The organism is Arthrobacter sp. MDT2-3, from assembly GCF_059090465.1.
Window position 1 is genome coordinate 145,260 of record NZ_JBNHFS010000008.1, and the last position, 17,269, is coordinate 162,528.

General features: G+C 65.9%; 14 protein-coding genes, 1 tRNA gene and 1 pseudogene. 7 read left to right on the forward strand and 9 right to left on the reverse strand.

The window, feature by feature from the left end; translation table 11 throughout:
• Positions 1–33: 33 nt before the first annotated feature.
• Complete coding sequence (locus AC5RUQ_RS19570; protein WP_493948939.1) at positions 34–693, reverse strand: DUF8185 domain-containing protein; 660 nt, start codon at positions 691–693, stop codon at positions 34–36.
• 63 nt (positions 694–756) lie between these two features.
• Here AC5RUQ_RS19570 and AC5RUQ_RS19575 point away from each other — a divergent pair, with 63 nt between their 5' ends.
• Positions 757–1,737, forward strand: coding sequence for an acyl-CoA thioesterase (locus tag AC5RUQ_RS19575; protein WP_493948940.1), 981 nt, complete (start codon positions 757–759; stop codon positions 1,735–1,737).
• Between the two features lie 120 nt (positions 1,738–1,857).
• Here the strand turns inward: AC5RUQ_RS19575 and ettA are convergent, their stop codons facing one another.
• The 3 genes from ettA to AC5RUQ_RS19590 all read right to left on the reverse strand — a co-directional run bounded on the left by ettA (position 1,858) and on the right by AC5RUQ_RS19590 (position 4,857).
• Positions 1,858–3,540: an energy-dependent translational throttle protein EttA gene (ettA, locus tag AC5RUQ_RS19580; RefSeq protein WP_163164096.1), complete on the reverse strand. Its 1,683-nt coding sequence runs from the start codon at positions 3,538–3,540 to the stop codon at positions 1,858–1,860.
• Between the two features lie 52 nt (positions 3,541–3,592).
• The gene (locus tag AC5RUQ_RS19585; protein WP_493948941.1) at positions 3,593–4,177 is read right to left on the reverse strand and encodes a DUF6993 domain-containing protein; all 585 of its coding nucleotides are present in this window, start codon (positions 4,175–4,177) and stop codon (positions 3,593–3,595) included.
• Positions 4,178–4,296: 119 nt separating this feature from the next.
• Positions 4,297–4,857 (reverse strand): single-stranded DNA-binding protein, encoded by a 561-nt coding sequence (locus AC5RUQ_RS19590; protein WP_493948942.1) that lies wholly within the window; start codon positions 4,855–4,857, stop codon positions 4,297–4,299.
• A 216-nt stretch (positions 4,858–5,073) separates the two neighbouring features.
• Between AC5RUQ_RS19590 and AC5RUQ_RS19595 the strand changes: the two genes are divergently transcribed.
• Positions 5,074–5,146 (forward strand) — tRNA-Arg (locus tag AC5RUQ_RS19595).
• Between the two features lie 411 nt (positions 5,147–5,557).
• Here the strand turns inward: AC5RUQ_RS19595 and AC5RUQ_RS19600 are convergent.
• Positions 5,558–6,784: an ROK family protein gene (locus AC5RUQ_RS19600; RefSeq protein ID WP_493948943.1), complete on the reverse strand. Its 1,227-nt coding sequence runs from the start codon at positions 6,782–6,784 to the stop codon at positions 5,558–5,560.
• A 139-nt stretch (positions 6,785–6,923) separates the two neighbouring features.
• On the opposite strand from AC5RUQ_RS19600, the gene xylA reads away from it, so the two are divergent.
• Positions 6,924–8,111, forward strand: a complete 1,188-nt coding sequence (gene xylA, locus AC5RUQ_RS19605) for a xylose isomerase (RefSeq protein ID WP_493945667.1) — start codon at positions 6,924–6,926, stop codon at positions 8,109–8,111.
• Positions 8,112–8,113: 2 nt separating this feature from the next.
• Complete coding sequence (xylB, locus tag AC5RUQ_RS19610) at positions 8,114–9,532, forward strand: xylulokinase (protein ID WP_493948944.1); 1,419 nt, start codon at positions 8,114–8,116, stop codon at positions 9,530–9,532.
• A gap of 136 nt (positions 9,533–9,668) precedes the next feature.
• Here xylB and AC5RUQ_RS19615 read toward each other — a convergent pair whose 3' ends face one another.
• Genes AC5RUQ_RS19615 through AC5RUQ_RS19625 form a run of 3 tightly spaced genes read right to left on the reverse strand, consistent with a single transcriptional unit; the run spans position 9,669 to position 12,888 of the window.
• Positions 9,669–10,508: a sugar phosphate isomerase/epimerase family protein gene (locus AC5RUQ_RS19615; RefSeq protein ID WP_493948945.1), complete on the reverse strand. Its 840-nt coding sequence runs from the start codon at positions 10,506–10,508 to the stop codon at positions 9,669–9,671.
• Positions 10,505–11,719 carry a dihydrodipicolinate synthase family protein gene (locus AC5RUQ_RS19620; protein WP_493948946.1) on the reverse strand — a complete coding sequence of 405 codons (1,215 nt, stop codon included), beginning with the start codon at positions 11,717–11,719 and terminating at the stop codon, positions 10,505–10,507. Before AC5RUQ_RS19620 ends, AC5RUQ_RS19615 begins: the two co-directional genes overlap by 4 nt.
• The gene (locus tag AC5RUQ_RS19625; protein ID WP_493948947.1) at positions 11,719–12,888 is read right to left on the reverse strand and encodes a Gfo/Idh/MocA family protein; all 1,170 of its coding nucleotides are present in this window, start codon (positions 12,886–12,888) and stop codon (positions 11,719–11,721) included. The genes AC5RUQ_RS19620 and AC5RUQ_RS19625 overlap by 1 nt, the downstream gene beginning before the upstream one ends.
• Positions 12,889–13,059: 171 nt before the next feature.
• Between AC5RUQ_RS19625 and AC5RUQ_RS19630 the strand changes: the two genes are divergently transcribed.
• From AC5RUQ_RS19630 to AC5RUQ_RS19640, 3 genes and pseudogenes are all read left to right on the forward strand, one after another.
• Positions 13,060–14,205, forward strand: a complete 1,146-nt coding sequence (locus AC5RUQ_RS19630; protein WP_493948948.1) for a LacI family DNA-binding transcriptional regulator — start codon at positions 13,060–13,062, stop codon at positions 14,203–14,205.
• Positions 14,206–14,207: 2 nt separating this feature from the next.
• Entirely contained in the window at positions 14,208–14,945 is a 738-nt protein-coding gene (locus tag AC5RUQ_RS19635; RefSeq protein WP_493948949.1) for an alpha/beta hydrolase, read from the forward strand.
• Between the two features lie 7 nt (positions 14,946–14,952).
• Positions 14,953–15,638: pseudogene (locus AC5RUQ_RS19640) on the forward strand (DNA alkylation repair protein).
• Here the strand turns inward: AC5RUQ_RS19640 and mptB are convergent.
• On the reverse strand, positions 15,631–17,184 hold the full coding sequence (gene mptB, locus AC5RUQ_RS19645) for a polyprenol phosphomannose-dependent alpha 1,6 mannosyltransferase MptB (RefSeq protein WP_493948950.1): 1,554 nt from the start codon (positions 17,182–17,184) through the stop codon (positions 15,631–15,633). The pseudogene AC5RUQ_RS19640 and the gene mptB overlap by 8 nt on opposite strands.
• Positions 17,185–17,269: the final 85 nt, after the last annotated feature.

Consider the following 17,269-nt stretch of genomic DNA (forward strand, 5'->3'; position numbering starts at 1 on the left):
TGCCGCCCTCAATCCGGTCGCCGCGGCCTACCGTTAGAGCAGTCCGCTTCCCGTCCGGGCGAGGACGTGTCCGCGCGGACCCGTGAGCCGGAACCAGCGGCCGGCGCGGTAGAGCTTCTGGTCGCCGTCGGCGAGGAAGCCCAGGGCGAGTGCTGCGAAGGCGGCGCCTGCCGGCAGTCCGGAGTCATCAAGTTCCCTGCCCCACACGGCTGCCCGGGCGTTGTTGACGATCAGCGCGCCGGGCCTGTCCGGCACGATTCCGGCCACTTCGGCGATGCCCGCCTCTGCGGCCCGCCGCAACTCTGCATCGCTGCGTGAACCCAGCAGCTCCCACCCGCTCCTTGGCGCGCCGACGCCGGTCCAGGACTCGGTGACGGTGGACGGCGGAACCGGCAGTTCGACGTCGTCCTCCCCCGCCCGCGCGAGCCGGTCAAGCACTGCCGCGAGGGGGACGGTGACGTCAGTCCCGGACGGCTCGGCCAGGGCCATGGTGCGCAGTCCGAGGATCGTGGGGGTCGATTCGCCGAGCACCCGTGGCCGCAGCACGCAGACGTACGCGGCGAGAACGGAACCCGCGGCCTGAAGGCGGATGGCGCCGTCGTCAATGGATTTGGCGCGTGTGGCGAAGGTCTTCAGGTCGGCGAGATCCCGGGGATCGGCGAAACGGAAGGACGAGGTGAGTAGATCAGACACACCAAGAACACTACCGGCTGTACCTTTGTTGAGCAGTCCCGGGGTGCCGTCTAGAGTCGAACCATGACTGAAGCCGACGCCGGACTCCTGGCGCTCCCCAGCGGAGACCCCACCTCATCGCTCATCTCCCTTCTTGACCTTGGTGAGCTGGAGGGGGCCCGGACGGACGAGGACATCTTCCTGGGCCCGTCGCAGCAGCAGCCCCATCACCGGGTCTTTGGCGGCCAGGTGCTGGCGCAGTCACTTGTTGCCTCATTCAGGACGGTGGATCCGAACCGCTTTGTCCATTCCATGCACGGCTACTTCCTTCGCCCGGGCGACGCGAACAAGCCCATCACCTTTGGTGTGCAGCGCCTCCGCGATGGCCGGTCCTTCTCGGCACGCCGGGTCCATGCGTACCAGGAAGGCGTGCCCATCCTGTCAATGATCGCCTCCTTCCAGGGCGAGGACGAAGGCGTCGAGCACGAGTCCGTGATGCCCAGCGGAATTCCCGACCCCGAGTCCCTGCCCAGCACAGCGGACCTGCTGGGAAAGTTCGACCATCCGGTAGCGCGGCACTGGGCCTATGAACGGCCTTTCGACATCCGGCACGTTGATCCTCCGCTGTACGTATCAGCGAACGGTGAGCGGGCAGCACGCAATGCCGTGTGGATGAAAACCTTCGGCCCCATGCCGGACAACCCCAACCTGCACCGTGCCGCCCTGGCATACGCCAGCGACTACACCCTGCTGGAATCGATCCTGCGACGCCATGGGCTGAGCTGGATCACTCCCGGGATGAATGTTGCGAGCCTGGACCACGCAATGTGGTGGCACCGCCCGGCCCGGGTGGATGAATGGCTGCTGTATGTCCAGGAATCACCGAGTGCACAGGGCGCCCGCGGACTGGCGACGGGCAAGATCTTCAACCAGGCCGGCCAGCACGTCGCGTCGGTAGCCCAGGAAGGGATGGTCCGCGTGCCCACCGACCTGAAGAACAAGGTGGTGGGCGCCTTCCAGTCCAAGGTCATGGAGCACCAGATCCGCAAGGCTTCCCGGGACTAACCTCCGGCGCTTTGTCCCGGACAATGCAAAACAGGCCGGCACCCCTGAGGGTGCCGGCCTGTTTATTGTTGTGTCCCGCCAGCGCCTGATACCGCGTGGGTTGGCTCAGCTCCGATTGGCTCAGTCGCGGGTGAGGCGGCGGTGCGTGACCCGGTGCGGCTTGGCCGCGTCCGGACCCAGGCGCTCCACCTTGTTCTCCTCATACGATTCAAAGTTGCCCTCGAACCAGTACCACTTGGACGGGTTTTCCTCGTCGCCTTCGTAGGCCAGGATGTGGGTGGCCACCCGGTCCAGGAACCAGCGGTCGTGCGAGACCACCACGGCGCAGCCGGGGAATTCCAGCAGCGCGTTTTCGAGGCTGCTGAGGGTTTCGACATCGAGGTCGTTGGTGGGCTCGTCGAGGAGCAGCAGGTTGCCGCCCTGCTTGAGGGTCAAGGCAAGGTTCAGGCGGTTGCGCTCACCACCGGAGAGCACACCGGCCTTCTTCTGCTGGTCCGGGCCCTTGAACCCGAAGGCGGCAACGTACGCGCGGGACGGCATCTCCACGTGGCCAACCTGGATGAAGTCCAGGCCGTCCGAGACGACCTCCCACAGGGTCTTGTTGGGGTCGATGCCACCGCGGCTCTGGTCCGCGTAGGAGATCTTGACGGAGTCGCCGATCTTCAGGTCGCCGCCGTCGAGGGGCTCCAGTCCGACGATGGTCTTGAAGAGCGTGGTTTTGCCGACGCCGTTGGGGCCGATGACGCCGACGATGCCGTTGCGGGGCAGGCTGAAGGACAGTCCGTCGATTAGGGTCCGGTCTTCGAAGCCCTTCTGCAGGTTTTTGGCTTCCAGCACCAGGCCACCCAGGCGGGGTCCCGGCGGGATCTGGATTTCTTCGAAGTCCAGCTTGCGGGTCCTGTCGGCCTCTGCAGCCATTTCCTCGTAGCGGGCGAGGCGGGCCTTGGACTTGGTCTGGCGGCCCTTGGCGTTGGACCGGACCCATTCCAGTTCCTCGCTGAGGCGCTTGGCCTGCTTGGCATCCTTTTTACCCTGGATTTCCAGGCGGGCCCGCTTCTTCTCCAGGTACGTGGAGTAGTTGCCCTCGTAGGGGTACAGGTGGCCGCGGTCCACTTCCGCGATCCATTCGGCCACGTGGTCCAGGAAGTAACGGTCGTGGGTGACGGCCAGGACTGCGCCTGCGTACGTGGACAGATGCTGTTCGAGCCACAGCACGCTCTCTGCGTCCAGGTGGTTGGTGGGCTCGTCCAGGAGCAGCAGGTCCGGCTTCTGCAGGAGCAGCTTGCACAGGGCCACGCGGCGCCGCTCACCACCGGAAAGGTTGGTGACGTCGGCGTCCGCAGGCGGGCAGCGGAGCGCGTCCATGGCCTGCTCCAGCTGGGAGTCCAGGTCCCAGGCATCTGCGGCGTCGATGGCTTCCTGCAGGTGTCCCATCTCTTCGAGGAGGGTGTCGTAGTCAGCGTCGGGGCTGGCCATTTCCTCGGAGATTTCGTTGAAGCGCTGGATCTTGCCGTAGATCTCCCCGACGCCTTCCTGGACGTTGCCCAGGACGGTTTTCTCTTCGTTCAGGGGTGGTTCCTGAAGGAGGATGCCAACGCTGTAGCCGGGGCTGAGCCGGGCCTCACCGTTGGAGGGGGTGTCCAGCCCGGCCATGATCTTGAGGATGGTGGACTTACCGGCACCGTTCGGGCCCACAACACCGATCTTGGCGCCGGGAAAGAAGGACATGCTTACGTCATCAAGAATGAGTTTTTCGCCAACGGCTTTGCGGGCCTTGGTCATTGTGTAGATAAATTCCGCCATGGTTCCAAATCTAGTGGGTTGGCGGGCATATCTCACATTCGGGGAATCAGGATCAGGAGCCTACGAAGCACTTGCCGCTGGCGAGTACCGGCAGGACCGTCACTGTGACGGCCCCGTCGCGGACCTGGCCGATGACACAGTCGCTGCCTTGGAGCACGGAGGCTTCAATGGCGTCGGCTTCCAGGCCGGTGGGGGTCCGGCTCTGCGAGACCTGCAACGCCGCCGGGTCCACTCCCGCTCCGGTCAGGGCCTCGGTCACCTGCGCGGTAGCGGGCCTGGGAGATCCCGCCGCCAGCCGGCCCAGGGCGTCCGTGACGGTTTTCTTGACCGTTTCGGTGGCGGCCGCCGGGCCGTCAGTCAGTTGACCTCCGGATGTATCCGCCAGCGGCCCGGCCGGGGCTCCGGAGGACCCGGGACCGGTGGACGAGGCCGCAGTGCGTGACGCCGCAGTTGCCGGTTCAGCTGCACCAGGCTGGGCACCCGGCACCCCGCCCACGCAGCCTGACAAAACAGCTACCAACGCGGCGCCAGTGATGGCCGCCAGCACTCGGTGTGCGGCAACGTGCCGTGAAGCGGAAAAAGCGGCCGAGGATGCACCGGCCCTACTGTATTGCCGGTGGTCAGGGCTGATCCGCATGCTGTCATTCTGCCATGTGGTCCGGCGGCCGCTCATAACCTGGGCGGGCAGGGCGCAGCCGGGGGGTGCCGCGGTCCTGCCCGCCAAGGGATCCAAGGGGGACGTTGAGACAGGGAATATTAGACTCCGGTTTCGGCGAGTTCCCCCGTTTCCAGGTCCAGGGCAAGAAGGTCGCCATTGCTGTCCTCGACGAAGGCAGCAGGATCACCGCCGTCGTCCAGGTCTTCTTCGCTGTCCTCCGGCTCGTCGAAGGGTCCGTCCGCGCCGGAACGGGGTTCGGCTTCGATGGGAGCCTCCTGCTCCACGAGCGACAGGATTGGCTTGGTGGAGGACCGGATGAAGTTGGCCGTACCCCACGTGAGGTCATGGCCCACGGAGTCGGCATCTATGACGTGTGAGTAGTAGACCCGGCCGTCCTTTTCCCAACTGCGGATCTTCAACTTGCCAACCACGATGACCGGCTGGCCCTTCCTTATGCTGCAACCCATGCTTCCCGCAAGGTGGCGGTAGCCCTGGACCGTGAACCAGTTCGTGTGGCCATCGGCCCAGGTGCCGGATTGCTTATCGAAGCGGCGGGAGTTGGATCCGATGCGGAAAGAAGCGGTGGCCACTCCCCCTGGCGTGGTGGAGCTTTTGATCTCGGTGGCAACGAAGCCCCGGATCGTTATGGTGTCGCTCATCTTTACGTCCTTGTCTTCATGTGGTGTTGCCCTAGCAGGCAAGACCAGCATCCCGCCCATGCGGGTCCACCCGGGAGCCTTCGCCTTGCGTATGTGCACAACCGGCCCTCCGCGGCTGCCTGTGGAGGAACGGTCGCCGTTGCGCAGCTGTGACAGCACCGGCACTTCCGGCAATGTAAACTTTTTGAGGCGCAGGATTTTAGCTCCGAAACCATTGCCTCAGTAGCTCAGGGGATAGAGCAGCGGCCTTCTAATCCGCCGGTCGGGGGTTCGATTCCCTCCTGGGGCACTTATGGAAGTGGCCCGCGCCTGCGGTATCGCAGGCGCGGGCCACTACTGGTTTCTTATCAGCCTCAGGTGCTGTTGCGTCAGGCTCAGGCCCGGTGGAAAGACTCCGCTTCAGTCCCGCACAGGGCCTTCGGTGAGTGCTGGCTGTGAACGGGCACGCCCTCTACCCGGCGCCTGCGGCCTCCGTCGTTACATGGGGCGCCTTTTGAGGGAGAAAGCGGCGACCGCGGTGGCACGGCGTGGTGCCGTGCGCCGGGCCCCGCGGTCCATCGCCACAGTGGCCAGAACCCCGGGAACAACGACGACGAAGTAGATCACTTCCACGCGGGCGGCTTCGGCTCCGGTGAAGCCGAAGGAACAGTGCTCCCATTGTCCGCCCGGCTCCCATACGCGCCAGTGCCGCGGCAGGACGCTAGGAGTGGAGCCGGTGCGGCGCCTCCAGGAGGGAACGGACCACGCTTCCCGCGGCACCCAGCAGGGCTCCGCCCTCCCCCACAGCGGCCGTGGTGATGTTTTCCGGGAGAACTTTTCCGGGTGCGTACTTGCTGAGGCTTTCGATCAACGGCGGGCGCAGCCAATGCTCGAGGACGGCGAAGTGCCCGCCGAGCACAACGGCCCTGATGTTGGTAACCCGTGACGTGGAGGCAATCGCGACGCCCAGGGACCGCCCGGCACGCTGCACGGCCAGCACTGCGTCCGGCTTCTCCGCAGCAAGCGCCTCCACCAGGGCGGACATGCTTTCCGACCTCGCCTGCCGTTTTCCTTCAATTCCCGCGGCGGCAAGAATCGCATCCTGCCCGGCTATTGTCTCCAGGCAGCCCGTTCCACCACACGAGCATGGCCTGCCTTCGGGGTCGACCACAATATGGCCCACTTCCCCCGCATGCCCATCCGGGCCGGTGAAAAGCTCCGACCTGATGACCAGCCCGCCGCCAACACCCACTTCGCCGGAGATGAAGAGGAAGTCCTGCTTGCGGTGGGGACCGTGGGCCAGTTCAGCGAGGGCAGCAGCATTGGCCTCATTGAACAGCGTGACACCCAACGGTAAGCCGGGAAGCAGCTGGGCAACGTCCAGTTTTACGTCCACCCACCCCAGGTTGGGGGCAGTGATGACCGTTGCACTGCCGGCATCCACGAGTCCGGGAACAGCCAGTCCTCCGCCCAGCACCTCCATGCCCTTGGCCGCGGCCGCCGCCCGGACTTCGGCAGCCAAGGAAGCGAGGGCAGCCATCACAGGCGCACTTGCAGTATCGCGGTTGTCCCGTTCACGAATCTCCTGCACCACCACGGCCCCGGAAAGACTGGTAGCGCCGGCAGCGATGTAGTCGACGTTGATTTCCATACCCATCACACCGCGTGCAGGGTTTAATTCCAGTCCGACGCCCGGCCGGCCGCGCTCGCCCTGGGGGTTCAGGCCAATTTCATGCAGAATGCCCGCTTCGAGAAGGTCGAGGACAATGCTCGACACCGAGGCCTTGGTCAGTCCCGTGGCTGCTGCAATCTGCGCCCGGGTCAGGTGGAATCCGGCCGGGGACTGTGCCACCGTGCCGAGGACGAGGGCAAGGTTACTCCGGCGCACGTCGCCCATGCTCCCCGGCGTGGCGGCGCCGGCCGCTGTCGCCGTTGCCGTGTTCGCCATGGCCGGCCTCCTCGTACTCGATGCGGGACCGTGGGTTGCGTTCCCTTTGCTATTGACCTTAGCGTAATCACGCTTATATAGTTCAAGCGATGAACTAACCGCCGGACCGACGGCGGAACAACTAGTGCAAGGACGCATCATGACTCTTACCCCGACCCCCGCTGAGAAGTTCACTTTTGGTCTTTGGACTGTTGGCTGGACCGGCGCCGACCCGTTCGGTGTTGCGACCCGTGCGGCGCTGGATCCGGTGGAGGCGGTGCACCGGCTCGCGGAGCTGGGCGCCTACGGCATCACCTTCCATGACAACGACCTGGTCCCGTTTGAGGCCACGGCCTCGGAGCGGGAGCTGATCCTGAAGAACTTCAAGGCGGCCCTGGCCGAGACCGGGTTGAAGGTCCCGATGGTGACCACCAACCTGTTCAGCCACCCGGTATTTAAGGACGGCGGGTTCACCTCCAACGACCGCTCCATCCGCCGCTTTGCCCTGTCCAAGGTCCTGCGGAACATCGATTCCGCCGCGGAGTTCGGCGCCGAGACGTTCGTGATGTGGGGCGGGCGTGAGGGCAGCGAATACGACGGGTCCAAGGACCTCTCCGCGGCCCTGGACCGGATGCGCGAGGGCGTGGACACCGCCGCCGCGTACATCAAGGACAAGGGCTACAACCTGCGGATCGCCCTGGAGCCCAAGCCCAACGAACCCCGCGGCGATATCTTCCTGCCCACCGTCGGGCACGGCCTGGCGTTCATCGCCCAGCTCGAACACGGCGACATCGTGGGTTTGAACCCCGAAACCGGGCACGAGCAGATGGCCGGGCTGAACTTCACCCACGGCATCGCCCAGGCCCTGTGGGCCGGCAAGCTGTTCCACATCGACCTCAACGGCCAGCGCGGCATCAAGTACGACCAGGACCTCGTCTTCGGCCACGGCGACCTCACCAGCGCCTTCTTCACCGTGGACCTGCTCGAAAACGGCTTCCCCAACGGCGGCCCCCGCTACGAGGGCCCGCGGCACTTCGACTACAAGCCCTCCCGCACCGATGGGTACGACGGCGTCTGGGAATCCGCCAAAGCCAACATGTCCATGTACCTGCTCCTGAAAGAACGCGCCACCGCGTTCCGCGCCGACCCCCAGGTCCAGGAAGCCCTCGCCGCCTCCGGCGTCTTCGAACTCGGCGAAACCACCCTCACCGCCGGCGAAACCGCCACCGACCTGCTCAACGACACCACCGCGTTCGAAGACTTCGACGCCGACAAAGCAGCCGAACGCTCCTTCGCCTTCGTCCGCCTCAACCAGCTCGCCATCGAACACCTCCTCAACGCACGCTGACCATGGCACTGGTAGCAGGCATCGACAGCTCCACGCAGTCCTGCAAAGTGGTGATCCGTGATGCGGACACTGGAGCACTGATCCGCGAAGGCAGGGCCAGCCATCCGGAGGGCACCGAAGTCCACCCGGACCACTGGTGGGCAGCCCTGCAGGAGGCAATCACAAAGGCCGGCGGACTGGACGACGTAGCGGCGGTTTCAGTGGGCGGCCAGCAGCACGGCATGGTCTGCCTGGACAGCGACGGCCGGGTGATCCGGCCTGCGCTCCTGTGGAATGACACACGCAGTGCCGGTGCGGCCCTGGAGCTGATCCGGACCGCGGGTGACGGCGACCCTGCCGCCGGCGCCAGCTACTGGGCCGGCGCCACGGGCACCGTCCCGGTAGCGTCGCTGACGCTCACGAAGCTGCACTGGCTGACCGGGAATGAGCCGGAGAACGCGGCGAAGGTTGCTGCGGTCTGCCTGCCGCACGACTGGCTGACCTGGCGGCTTCTGGGCTATGGCGAGGGCAGCGGACCGGGAAGCCTTAAGGCCTTGACCACGGACCGGTCGGACGCCTCCGGTACGGGCTATTATTCGACGGCGGCGGGCCGGTACCTTCCGGACGTCCTGGAGTCCTCACTGGGGCACGTTCCGCTGCTGCCCGAAGTGCTGGGCCCGCTGGACGTCGCAGGCAAGACTCCCGCCGGCGCCCTCGTGGCCGCCGGCGCCGGGGACAACGCCGCAGCAGCGCTGGGTGTTGGTGCCGGCGTCGGCGATGTGGTGATGTCGCTGGGCACGTCCGGAACGGTCTTTGCCGTGTCCGGTACCGCCGCCGCCGATCCGTCCGGGCTGGTGGCAGGGTTTGCGGACGCCGCCGGGAATTACCTGCCGCTGGTGTGTACGCTCAACGCCACCCGGGTTTTTGATGCCACCGCAGCCCTGCTGGATGTCAGCCTGCCGGAGTTCACCGAGCTGGCGCTCTCCGCCGAAAGCGGTGCCGGAGGCTTGACCCTCGTGCCCTACTTCGACGGCGAGCGGACGCCAAACCTGCCCGACGCCACAGGTTCCCTGCATGGGATTACCCGCCGCAATTACACCCCGGCCAATCTGGCACGCGCCGCCGTCGAAGGCGTGGTGTGTTCGCTGGCTGACGGGCTGGCGGCCCTTCAGCAGCAGGGAGTCGAGGCCAGGCGGATCATCCTGGTGGGCGGCGGAGCACAGTCCGCGGCCGTGCAGGAGGCCGTAGCGCAGCTGCTGGGAATCGAGGTCACCGTGCCGCGTCCCGGGGAATACGTAGCCGACGGCGCCGCGCGCCAGGCCGCCGCGGCACTCACGGGGCAGTTTCCGCAGTGGGCGCTCGACGCCGTCGACCTCCCCGCAGGGCAGGACGACGGCGGGGTGCTGGCCCGCTACCGCAGATGCGCCTCGCTGTACGCCTAGGTATCCTCACCAACAAAAGGACCCGGACCGCCGATGGCGGGCCGGGTCTTTTTGGGGTGGGGCGCAGGCTCCTGGCAGCCATGTTGGGAAAAGGCGTGGCAGGAGCCCGCGGTCTGGACAGGACATCCAGAGCGTGTCAGGCGTACGGGAGGACGAGCTCCGCGTAGCGCTCCTTCACTGTGGCCAGGACGGTATTGCCATCCGTGTCCCAGATGTCCTGATTGAAAATTTCCACTTCGATGTCACCGGTGTAGCCGGCATCCCGAACCCAGGTGCCGATGGTGGCAAAGTCCACTACGCCGTCGCCCATGTACCCACGGGACAGCAGCGGATCGGCGGCGATGGGCATGTTGAAATCGCACACCTGGTAGGAGGCAATGCGGTTCTCCCGGCCGGCGCGGTCGATCTGGCCTTTGAGCTCGGGATCCCACCAGACATGGAAGGTATCAACTGCGACGCCCACAGTGGAGGCATCGAAGGGCGCCGCAAGGTCGAGGGCCTGCCCCAGCGTGGAGATCAGGGCACGGTCCGCCGCGTACATGGGGTGCAGCGGTTCAAGGACCAGGCGGACGCCGTTTTCCTCCGCAAAGGGAGCGAGGTCGGCGAGGCGGTCCGCGACGCGCCGGCGTGCGGCCACCACATCCTTCTCGCCCGCCGCCAGTCCGCCAACAACAAGGAACAGTTCCTTGGTGCCCAGGGCCACAGCTTCCAGGATGGCGGCGCGGTTGTCGGCCAGCGCGGCGGCCTGGCCCTCAGGGTCAGCAGCGGTCAGGAATCCGCCGCGGCACAGGGAAGAGACGCGCAGGCCGGCGTCCTTGATCAGGCGCGCTGCTTTGTCCAGACCAGCTTCCTCCACCCGATCCCGCCAAGGGCCGATGGACGGGATCCCGGCGTTGACGCAGCCCTCCACCACCTGGGCGAGGGTCCACTTCTTGGTGGTGGCGCTGTTGATGGCGAGGCGGGAGAAGTCGCTCATACTCCTACTCCGTTGATCCGCAGGTAATCAGACATCCGGAAAGCGGCGAGCGCCGGATCCCGGAGCAGTCCGGCCTGGTCTGCCAGTTCGAACGTCTTGGCGAGGTGGCATACGGACCGGCCCGAGTGCAGTCCGCCCACCATCTGGAAGCCCTGCTGCTTGCCGTTGAGCCAGGACATAAACGCGATCCCGGTCTTGTAGTAGAACGTGGGGGCGCTGAAGATGTGCTTGCCCAGTTCGCGGGTGGAATCCAGAATCTCCCGGGCCCTGGCGCCGTTGCCGGCATCGTAGTTCTGCAGGGCTACTGAAGCTGCCGGGTAGATGGCGGCGAAGATGCCCAGGAGGGCGTCGGAGTGGTGGCTGCCGTCGCCGTCGATCAGCTCGGGGTAGTTGAAGTCGTCACCGGTGTAGAGGCGGACGCCTTTGGGGAGCGCAGCGCGGAGGGCCACCTCGTGGCTGGCGTCGAGCAGGGAGACCTTGACACCGTCCACCTTCGCCGCGTTGTCCTTGATGAGCCCGAGGAACGTGTCCGTGGCTGTCGCAACATCATCCGAACCCCAGTAGCCGGCGAGGGCGGGATCGAACATGGTGCCGAGCCAGTGCAGGATGACCGGCTGGTCCACTTCCTGCAGCAGGGCGGAGTACACCTTCAGGTAGTCCTCCGGGCCGCTGGCCACTTTGGCGAGGGCCCGCGAGGCCATGATGATGACCTTGGGCCCGGCCTCGGTGATGACGGCGATCTGCTCGCGGTACGCCTCGAGGACGGCTTTGAGTCCCGCTTCGCCAACAGGCAGGGAGTCGATGTCCAGCTGGTCGGTGCCGGCGCCGCAGGAGACGAGGTCCCGGACCGATTTGCCGGCCGTGGCCGCGTTGCCGGACGAGACCACAGAGGCAGCCTCGACGCCGGTGCGCTTGATGAGCTGCTGCGTGGCGGCCCAGTCCAGGCCCATGCCGCGCTGGGCGGTATCCATGGCATCGGCAACGCCCAGGCCGTAGGACCACAGCTCGTGGCGGTAGGCCATGGTGGCTTCCCAGTCGAGCCGGGCCGGGGCGCCGGGGGTGTTGTCTGCCAGGACCTCGGGGATGACGTGTGCTGCGGCGTAGGCGCGGCGGGTGGTCAGCGGGGCTGTGGGACGGGCCCAGGACGTAGCGCCCTGCAGCCGGTATTCCCTGGTACCGCCGTCGTGGGAGGGAAGGATGAGCGAGGTCATTAGAGCGTGATCTCCGGGATGTCGAGGGTGCGGCGTTCGTCGTTGGACTGCAGGCCGAGCTCTGCGAGCTGGACACCGCGGGCGGCGGACAGCAGGCCAAAGCGGTGTTCGCGGCCGGCAACGACGTCGCGGAGGAACTCTTCCCACTGCAGCTTGAAGCCGTTGTCCAGCTCAGCGTTGGCAGGCACTTCCTGCCACTGGTCGCGGAAGGATTCCGTGACGGGCAGGTCCGGGTTCCAGACCGGCTTCGGAGTGTGCGCACGCTGCTGGGCAACGCACTTGTTCAGGCCTGCCACGGCGGAACCATGGGTGCCGTCGATCTGGAATTCCACGAGCTCGTCCCGGTAGACGCGGACGGCCCAGGAGGAGTTGATCTGGCCGATGACAGGGTCGCCGGCCGGGGTCTCGAGTTCGAAGATGCCGTAGGAGGCGTCATCGGCGGTGGCCTTGTACTCCTTGCCCGCTTCGTCCCAGCGGTTGGGGATGTGGGTGGCGGTCTTGGCGTTGACGCTCTTGACCTTGCCGATGATGCCTTCAAGGACGTAGTTCCAGTGGCAGAACATGTCCGTGGTCATTCCACCGCCGTCTTCCTTGCGGTAGTTCCAGGACGGGCGCTGCGCAGCCTGGACGTCGCCTTCGAAGACCCAGTAGCCAAATTCGCCGCGGATGGAAAGGATGCGGCCGAAGAAGCCTTCGTCCACCAGGCGGCGGAGCTTGACCAGGCCGGGCAGGTACAGCTTGTCGTGGACAACACCCGCGGTCACGCCGGCCGCCTTGCCGATGCGGGCCAGGTCGATGGCTTCTTCGAGGGTCTCGGCCGTGGGCTTCTCCGTGAAGATGTGCTTTCCGGCGAGCATGGCCTTCTTCAGCGTGGCAGCACGAAGGCTGGTCATGGAGGCGTCAAAAACAATATCGACGGTGGGATCGTTGATCACGGCGTCGAGGTCGGTGCTCCATTCGGAGACCTTGTGCTTTTCCGCGAGTTCGCGGATCTTGGCTTCGTTGCGGCCTACCAGGATAGGCTCAACCTGGATGCGGGTGCCGTCCTCCAGGGTGAAGCCACCGGCGTCCCGGATGGGGAGGATGGAGCGCAGCAGGTGCTGGCGGTAGCCCATCCGGCCGGTGATGCCGTTCATGGCGATGCGGATCGTCTTAGTTTCGAAGCCCATGTGTCCTCCACGGTGAGTGAGCAGTAGTACTCAAGCTAATTGGGAAAGCGCATTCCCACTACATCCATGATGCACCGGGGCAGACGTATTGGCAAGCGCTTTCCGGAAAGGGCGTAAAACTGCCATAATGTGAGCACGCTTACTGTTCCTCTAAAGCCTCCAGGAGTTGCTGTGGCTGCAAGTACCCTTACCGAGGTGGCGCGGCTCGCCGGCGTGTCGCCGGCCACCGCCTCGCGCGTCCTCAACGGTTCCGCGCGCAAGCCCGGCCAGGACATCGCTGACAGGGTCCGGCAGGCCGCTGATTCCCTCGGCTACATTCCCAATGCGCAGGCACAGGGCCTGGCGAAGTCCAGCTCCGGCTTGATAGGCCTGATCGTCCACGACATCGCCGACCCCTACTTCGCCGCCATTGCCCGGGGCGTCCAGGAAGCAGCACGTGAGCAGCGCAAAATGGTCCTGCTGGCCACCACCGGCGGAGCTCCGGCAGAAGAGAAGGAAGCGGTGGCAGCCTTCGCAGCCCGCCGCGCCGACTCCATCGTGATCGCAGGTTCCCGCTCGTCCCAGCCGGAGAACCAGGAGGACAATGCGGAACTGGCTGCCGAACTGGACAGGTATTGCCGCAACGGCGGCCGGGTAGCGGTTGTGGGCCACCCGGTAGTTGGTGCGACGGCGGAGGAGGGCTACCACGTGCTGGCCGTGCCAAACCAGGAACTCGCCGCAGCGCTGGCGCTCAAACTTGCCGCCGGCTGGGACGGTGACTTTGTGATCATCGGCGGCCCGGAGGGACTCTTCACCTCCGACGACCGGGTGCGCGGTTTCCAGGAGGGCCTGGCAGCGGCAGGGCGCGAGCCTGCGGACATCCTGCGCACCGCATTCAACCGGGCGGGCGGCTACGAGGCCGGACTCAAGCTTGCCGGGCTGATCAAGGAACGCCAGGCGGGATCCGGGGATGCGGCCGGCGGCAGGAAGTTGTGCATCTTTGCCGTCAACGACGTCATGGCCATCGGCGCTACGGCTGCACTCCGTTCACAGGGGCTCCGCATTCCGCGCGACGCCATCATCGCCGGCTTCGACGACATCGAGACACTCCGCGATTTCCGCCCCGCACTCTCCACGGTCCGCCTCCCGCTCGAAGAGATCGGGCGCCTTGCCACCCGTGCCACAGCTCCGGGAGCCCTCGCGACCGGCGCAGGGCCGGACCGGGAATCCAGGGACGCAGGAACCGGCGGTGCAGAAAAGGGAGGCGCCGCCGTCGTGCAGCCGTATCCGATCACCGGCGAAGTCACGCTCCGCCGCAGCACCGAGACGGCGGCCTGAACGTGGCGCCCCGCCTGACAGCCGTCCCGTCCAGCACCGGCGCCGCCGGTGACCGGCCCGCAGTCCTGGTCCTCCCCGGAGGCGGCTACGCCCGGCAGGCGGACCATGAAGCGGAGCCTGTTGCCGACTGGCTCGCCGGCCTGGGCATTCACGCGTTTGTCCTGCGGTACCGTGTTGCCCCTGACCGGCACCCGGCGCCGCTTGAGGATGCAAAGCAGGCAATGCTCCACATCCGTGGCGGAACGCACGGCCTCGCTGTTGACCGGGAACGCGTGGGGGTACTCGGGTTTTCCGCCGGCGGACACCTTGCGGCGACGCTTTCCACAGCGGTGGCCACCGGCAGCGCTGACCTGGACGTTCCCGGTGCTGTCCCCGACCTCACCGTCCTGTGCTACCCGGTGGTGTCCTACACCCGGGAAGTGCACCAGGGGTCGGTGGACAACCTCCTTGGCGAGGCGCCGACGTCGGACGTCCTGGCGGAGCTGTCAGCAGAACAGCAGGTAACCGGCGAAACGCCGCCCGCGTTCCTTTGGCACACGGCCGACGACGCCGCCGTACCGGTAAGCCACACCCTCGGCTACGCAGGTGCGCTGCTGAGCGCCGGCGTGCCCGCTGAGCTGCACGTCTTTCCGCACGGACGCCATGGGTTGGGCCTTGCCGACGGCGAGCCCGGGCCTGATCAATGGAGTTCGCTGTGTGCGGGCTGGCTGGGCCGGGCGGGCTGGACCGACCCCTCCTGATCCCCGTATGGTCAATCGGGATGTGCTCGATGCCATCCGCATCCGGCTCCAGCAAGCGGCGGACCCGGTGCGTGCTGCCGGTGCGCAGGCGTACATGAAATCCCCCATGCCGTTCCTGGGTGTGCGGGTTCCGGATGTACGCCGGCTGACCACGGCTGCCGTTGCCCGGTATCCCTTCGAGTCAGCAGCCGTGCAGCGGGCCACCGTGCTGGAACTATGGCGCGATGCGGAGTTCCGCGAGGAGCGGTATGCGGCCATCGACCTGACCCTCGGCAAGCTGGTGGCCGAGGACCTGACGATGCTTCCGGTCTACGAGGAGATCATCCGCCAGGGTGGCTGGTGGGACTTCGCCGACGGTGTGGCAGGCCGGATCTGCTCGCTTCTGCAGGCCCACCGTACCGAGGTGTCGGCGGTAATTCTGGAGTGGAGCACCGACCCGGACCTCTGGATCAGGCGTGCATCGATCACCGCGCAGCTGAAGGCCAAAGGGGACACCGATCCCCAACTCCTGCGCCGTGTTATCGAGGCGAGAACCTTTCCGATCCCGAGTTCTTCATCAGGAAAGCGATCGGCTGGGCCCTGCGGGAGTACGCCAAGACCGCGCCGGGCTGGGTGTCGGATTTCGTGGCTGGACACGGGGAGAGAATAAGCCCACTGTCACGCCGGGAAGCGCTCAAGCACCTGACTAGATGACGGGGCGTTCCACCACAGGATCGGAAGTCTTCCGGAAGAGGCTTCGCGTGCTCGGATCCCAGAAGATCAGGTAGAGGCCGAACAGCAGGCCGGTCACGGCAGCGGCTACACGCGCCAATGCCAGCGCTAACCCAAGGTCCGCGGTCTGCAGGTAAGGGAAAACCTCCAGCTGGTCCGAAATGGCGTAAATCATAAAGAACGAGACCACAAAATAGAGGGCCTTGACCTGCCAGTCGTTGCGGATGCCGGTCACGGCAAACAACGGAATTAGCCACACCACGTACCAGGACTGGATCATCGGTGCCAGCAGGACAATTCCCGCAAACGCAAGAGTCAGCCGGCGGATCAGGCGGTCGTGCTCACCCCTGAAGATCAGCCAGGCAACGATGCCCACCGCCAGCAGCTTCCCGGCGTCGAACACCCAATCGGCGAGGAGCCATCCGTCCATCCCGAATGAGTTACCCAGTGAGGCGACCACCATGCCGATCAGCCCCACCGGCGCATACCAGATGTAAATGCTGCCCGGAGCGGAAAGCCCGTTGATCCAGCCAAAGCCGAACCCGTTCACCAGGCTCATTAGCACCAGGATCCCCAGGCTCAATCCTGCGGTCAGCCCCCAGAAGGCGAACTTCCGGAGCCAGCCTGCGTTTTTCCCTGCCCACAGCAGCCCGATGAAGGGCAGGAAAACAATGGTGATGGGTTTGACGGCGATCGAGAGTGTCACCAGGACGATGCCCCTGACCACGCGGCGGGTGGCTGAGTAGTAGAGGCCCGCCAGGGCCAATCCGATCATGAGTGCGTCATTGTGGACACTGGCTATGAAGTTGGTGAGGAAGAGTGGGTTGGCGGCCGTGAGCCAGAGGGCCCGGTGGGGATTGACCCCATGGAGCTCCGCAAGCTTCGGCACATAGATCACGCAGAGGACCACGCCGGCCACGGCCACCAGCCGGAACAGCATCACGCTGGTCTCCGGCTGGACGTTGGTGACCCACACAACAAACTGCTCGATCCACAGGAACAACTGCCCGTAGGGAACCGGCGCCTCGGTCCACATCTTGTCCGCGCCCAGCTGGAAGTAGTTGGAGAGCGCCGAGATGCCGTTCTCGTACGGGTTGAAGCCCTCCACCATCAGGCGGCCCTGGCCGATGTAGGCGTAGACGTCGCGGCTGAACAGCGGCACGCTGAACATCATGGGCAGCCCCCAGGCGACCACTGCCATCAGTGTCGCCTTACGGGCTTCTTCTCCCCAGACATGAACGCGCTGGCCCAACCGAAGCCAGGCGCGCACCAGAAGCATCCCGCCTACCGCCAACAGAACGATGGACAAGGCCACGCCGCCTGCTTCTGCCCGCATCCAGATGAACAGGGGCATCCGGCGGAGTTCCGAGACGGGAGCCAGCCAGCCCACTCCCAAGGAACCGATCAGCATAAACATCGAGCCCACGAATCCGGCCAGAAGCGGTGAGCGGGGATTATCGACGTCGGCCACAGTTGCGGCAGTGTCAACGGCCGCAAGCTCCCCCGCTGCAGGCAAAGGCGCCGTCATCTCAGGATCGTCCAATCTCTTGGTTTGCGCTCTTGGCTTGGCGCGATTCTGCCCGGCGGGCTGCACGGCCGGCCGAGGCGGGTTA

Excerpts from the sequence above, each read along its gene's own strand:
- AC5RUQ_RS19620 (WP_493948946.1), bottom strand. The coding sequence starts at position 11,719 with ATGACCTCGCTCATCCTTCCCTCCCACGACGGCGGTACCAGGGAATAC.
- mptB (WP_493948950.1), bottom strand. The coding sequence starts at position 17,184 with ATGACGGCGCCTTTGCCTGCAGCGGGGGAGCTTGCGGCCGTTGACACT.
- xylA (WP_493945667.1), top strand. The coding sequence starts at position 6,924 with ATGACTCTTACCCCGACCCCCGCTGAGAAGTTCACTTTTGGTCTTTGG.
- AC5RUQ_RS19575 (WP_493948940.1), top strand. The coding sequence starts at position 757 with ATGACTGAAGCCGACGCCGGACTCCTGGCGCTCCCCAGCGGAGACCCC.
- AC5RUQ_RS19625 (WP_493948947.1), bottom strand. The coding sequence starts at position 12,888 with ATGGGCTTCGAAACTAAGACGATCCGCATCGCCATGAACGGCATCACC.
- AC5RUQ_RS19600 (WP_493948943.1), bottom strand. The coding sequence starts at position 6,784 with ATGGCGAACACGGCAACGGCGACAGCGGCCGGCGCCGCCACGCCGGGG.
- AC5RUQ_RS19585 (WP_493948941.1), bottom strand. The coding sequence starts at position 4,177 with ATGCGGATCAGCCCTGACCACCGGCAATACAGTAGGGCCGGTGCATCC.
- ettA (WP_163164096.1), bottom strand. The coding sequence starts at position 3,540 with ATGGCGGAATTTATCTACACAATGACCAAGGCCCGCAAAGCCGTTGGC.
- AC5RUQ_RS19590 (WP_493948942.1), bottom strand. The coding sequence starts at position 4,857 with ATGAGCGACACCATAACGATCCGGGGCTTCGTTGCCACCGAGATCAAA.
- xylB (WP_493948944.1), top strand. The coding sequence starts at position 8,114 with ATGGCACTGGTAGCAGGCATCGACAGCTCCACGCAGTCCTGCAAAGTG.
- AC5RUQ_RS19615 (WP_493948945.1), bottom strand. The coding sequence starts at position 10,508 with ATGAGCGACTTCTCCCGCCTCGCCATCAACAGCGCCACCACCAAGAAG.